We start from the raw sequence: 4,004 nt of genomic DNA, 5'->3' as shown, positions 1-4,004 counted from the left end.
CGGTGCGTGGTCTCCAGAAGGTGGCGGGCGCGGCGGACACGCGACGACTGCAGGTACGCCAGCGGGCTCTGGCCGGTCTCGTCCGCGAAGCGTCGCAGCATCGTCCGCGTGCTGACCTTGAACGTGTCCGACAACGCGGCGAGGTCGTATCGGGCGGCGAGGTTCTGGTCGAGCGCGCGCATGACCTCGTGCGAGAACTCGTTTCCGGGCCGCGGAAGAAGTCGCGCGTCGACGTAGGGACTCTGGGAGGATCGTGCATCGTCGACGAGCGCCACCCGCGCGGTTGTCCGTGCCACTTCGGCGCCGCTGTGCCGGCGGATCAGATCCAGCGCGAAGTCGTACATGGCGCTGAAAGCCGCCGTCGTCGTCACCCCCGTGTCGGTGACGACCAGACACTCGGGCCGGACGTCGGCGTCCGGACAGCGCCGGGCGAGTTCGTCCGCGAGGAGCCAGGCCGTCGTAGCCCGGCGTCGGTGGAGGAGTCCGGCCTCGGCGAGCAGGAACGCACCGACACAGATCGAGACGACGGCGGTGCCCGCAGCGGCATGTGATCGGATCGCCGCGACTTCCGGGGCGAGGGGTGCGAGCTTCGCGTCGACGTCGAGGCCCGGCAAGAGTTCGAACCCCGGCACGACGAGGACATCCACCTCGCGCAGCGGAGAGACGTCCAGCACCGTGCCGCCCGATGCGGCGACACGACGACGAGGCGAGACGATCGACACCTCGTATCCGGAGGCATCCGGTCCGGCAACATGTGTGGCCATCGTCAAGAGATCTGGGATCCCGAACACCTCGGACGCGAAGCAGCCCGGATAGGCCAGGATGCCAACCCGCAGCGCGCTCACGATCCCCTCCTCACCACCAGCCCACGGCGAGATTACCCGCATACATGGCGACCTGGCCTCTCACCTCGTGCGGGGGTTTCGGTCCACGCTGTCCCCATGAGCGCTGCCGGCGAACGACTTGACGATGTGATCACGGACTTCTCCCGCCGACTCGTGGACGTGGAGGGGGTGGTGAAAGCGGTGTACGCCGCGGGTTCCGGGCCGGCCGTCGTGTTGATGCCGGAGATGCCCGGCATCAGTCCGGACGTCCTCCGAATGGCGAGGTGGGTACGGGATGCGGGCTTCACCGTCCACGTCCCCTCACTCTTCGGGACTGACGGCGCCTATCCCACGGTCGATGGAGGCAAGGAGGTCGTCCGCCGCGCGTGTGTCAGTGCCGAGTTCCGTGCGTTCGCCGGGGGCGGGACCAGCCCCGTCACCGCGTGGCTACGCGGCCTCGCGCGTCAGGCCCACGCCGAATGCGGCGGTCCGGGAGTCGGGGCGGTCGGCCTATGCTTCACCGGCAACTTCGCTCTCACCATGGCGCTTGAGCCGGCTGTCATCGCGCCGGTGGTCAACCACCCGTCGCTGCCGCTGGACGACCCCGCCGGAATCGAGCTCAGCGACGAGGACGCGCGCGCGGTCCGGGACCGCATCGCGCGCGACGGACTGAAGGTCCTCGCCTACCGCTTCGACGACGACCGCTGGTGCACCGGCCAGCGCTTCGCCGCCTACCGGGCACTGCTCGGCGACGCCTTCGACGGCCGTGTCCTTCCGGGCAGTTCCGCGAACACCAGCCCGCCACCGTTCTTCGCCGACGTGGTCGGCTCCCCCCACAGCGTGGTCACCGCCCACTTCGTCGACGAGGACGGACATCCCACACTGAAGGCCCGGGACGAGATCATCGCCTTCCTGACCGACCGCTTGAGGCCGCCGGCATGACTACATGTCGTACGGCCCGTCGGACGGGACCGTCACCTGGACGCCCCGCCGCTACGCGCGAACGTGCCGAGTCCCTCGGTGTTCAGGTACTCGACGGTGAAGGATTTCCCGTCCGGGGTGAAGGTGACCCCGGTTCGACCGACGGCGTTCTCACCGGCCGTCTCGAAGCTGAACGTGTCGGCGTCGTAGTGCGTCAGCCGGTACGTCTGAGGCTTCGGCCCCAGACGGAGCGTCAGGGTGCCGTCCGTACCGGCGACGACCTCCGCCCGTCCGTAGTAGTCGTTCTCGAACGTGCCCGCATAGGTGTCGGCGGCCTTCGCGGGCGCGGCGCCGGACGGCGGATGGGCGTAGTCGGTCTTGGACCGGCCTTCGTCCGCCTCCTGTTGGTACAGCGCGTCGACGAGGGGGATCCAGTCGCGGCTGATCTTGCCGGTCTGCGCGATGTCGAAGAAGTCGAGGGCGACGGCGTCGGCGACGCCGACCGGCGAGGTGTTGGTGAGGACGACGATGCCGAGCTGTTCGCCGGGCAGCATGGTCACGTTGGTGTGCGCACCTTCGGCGAACGCTCCGGTGTGCGAGAGCCTGAGCCGGCCCTCGTCGTCGTAACTCACGTTCCAGCCCAGGCCGTAGAAGCCGGTCCGGCCTGCCGGAGCGTGGGGCGGGTTGGCGACCGACTCGGGCCAGTGGGTGCGCTCGAGGGCGTCGGCGTCGATGATCTGCTTGCCGTCGAGCTTGCCGTTTGCGAGCTGCAGCCGCAGCCAGGTCGCCATGTCACGGGCGGTGGAGCTGACGCCGCCGGCGGGGGACTGGGCGTCGGGGTCCCGTACGAACTGCGCCTTCCAGGCGCCGCCGACCTTGACGTGGCCGTAGGCGCGGTCGGAGGCCTTCTCGTAGTCCTCGAAGCGCGAACTGGTGGATTTCATCCCGGCCGGCTCGTAAAGGGTGTCGGCGGCGAGCTTCTCCCAGGGCACGCCCTGCTCGTCGGCGACGGCCTGGGCTGCCGCCGTCAGACCGAAGTTGGTGTACGCGTAGCTCGCACGGAACGGGGCGAGGGGCTCGTAGCGCAGGTGGGACAGGATGTATTCGCGGTCGTAGCCGAGGTCTTCGAGGAGGTCCCCGGCGTGGTCGGGAAGTCCGCTGCGGTGCGAGAAGAGGTCGGCGACCGTCACATGGGACGTGACCCACGGGTCTTTCAGCCGGAAGTCCGGCACGTTCGGGGCGACGGGTTCGGTCCAGCCCTCTACGCCCACGGCTCCGGAGACGACGGTGGAGGCGATCGGTTTCGAGACGGAGGCGAGCTGGAAGACGGTGTCGGCGTCGACGGCTGCCTTCTCGCCGGCCTTCCGTACGCCATACCCCTTCAGATGGATCACTTTGCCGTCGTGGACGACGGCGACGGCCACGCCCGGCACTCCAGTACGTTTCATGGCCGCCGCGACGACCCCGTCGAGCCGGTCGACGGCCCGGTCGACGGCCGCGTCGTCGAGCTGAGCCGGGGGCTGGGCCGGAGGCGGCGAGGGTCCGGGGGCGGTGGCGCCCAGCAGCGCCGTCAGCCCGGCCGCGGCAAGCAATCGAACGGTGCTCACGCCTTCCATTGAAAGGCCTGCGATGGTGTCTGTCGCGCGCTGCCGGAACGTGCCGACGGAATCGCGGGCGCCCGGGCACAGCCCCTGTCCCGCTCCCGCGCCCAGGCGGCGGACGCCGCACCGCGACCGCAACATGGTCTAGCCGTGCTTCGCCCGCCTCAAGCAGATCCGTGCGATCGCCATCGCCACCCGCTTAGGCAAGCCCGCCGATCGCTACCGCGCCGGAGTCGTCCTGGCCTCCCTGCTCCTCTGGCTCCGCAAGCCGGTCAGATGATCATTTGTCAGACGCGCCTCAGGCCGCTCACTACTGAGATTGAACTCGTGGTGTCGTTGTCCTGATTTCAGTGAAGGTGGACCGCTCTCACCGAAGATTGACTGCTGCGGTGTTGTCTCAACGAAGCTTGATCGAGATATCCGGCTGGGAGCCTGGTGCCGTGGACGACTCCACAGACCAAGGACTTCGCCACTCGATCGCTGATGCCGACTCTCCGGCCTGGCGTGTCAGGGCAGCTGCAGGGCGACGGCTGGCGGCGGCGCCTCGGATCGAGAGCGTCGCCGGTGTCCTGCACCGTCTCCTCCTGGACGCTCAGGACACCGGAGTGACCTCCGATACCGCTGCGGCTCTGTTGGCTCGCAGGGATCTGGCCGGCCT

3 protein-coding genes are annotated in these 4,004 nt (G+C 69.1%); 1 reads left to right on the top strand and 2 read right to left on the bottom strand.

Annotated features, from left to right (window positions below):
• The coding region (locus VIU94_RS09310) for a GlxA family transcriptional regulator (protein ID WP_331909530.1) at positions 1–845 on the bottom strand (845 nt) is incomplete at its 3' end.
• 96 nt (positions 846–941) lie between these two features.
• Here VIU94_RS09310 and VIU94_RS09305 point away from each other — a divergent pair.
• Positions 942–1,766: a dienelactone hydrolase family protein gene (locus VIU94_RS09305; protein WP_331909528.1), complete on the top strand. Its 825-nt coding sequence runs from the start codon at positions 942–944 to the stop codon at positions 1,764–1,766.
• A 32-nt stretch (positions 1,767–1,798) separates the two neighbouring features.
• On the opposite strand, the gene VIU94_RS09300 is transcribed toward VIU94_RS09305, so the two are convergent.
• Positions 1,799–3,361 carry a serine hydrolase gene (locus tag VIU94_RS09300; RefSeq protein WP_414720915.1) on the bottom strand — a complete coding sequence of 521 codons (1,563 nt, stop codon included), beginning with the start codon at positions 3,359–3,361 and terminating at the stop codon, positions 1,799–1,801.
• Positions 3,362–4,004 lie beyond the last annotated feature (643 nt).

This window comes from Streptomyces sp. (assembly GCF_036566765.1).
In the GTDB taxonomy this organism is placed as follows: domain Bacteria; phylum Actinomycetota; class Actinomycetes; order Streptomycetales; family Streptomycetaceae; genus Streptomyces.
Note: the sequence above shows the minus strand (reverse complement) of the source record. Positions and strands in the feature narration are given on the sequence as shown.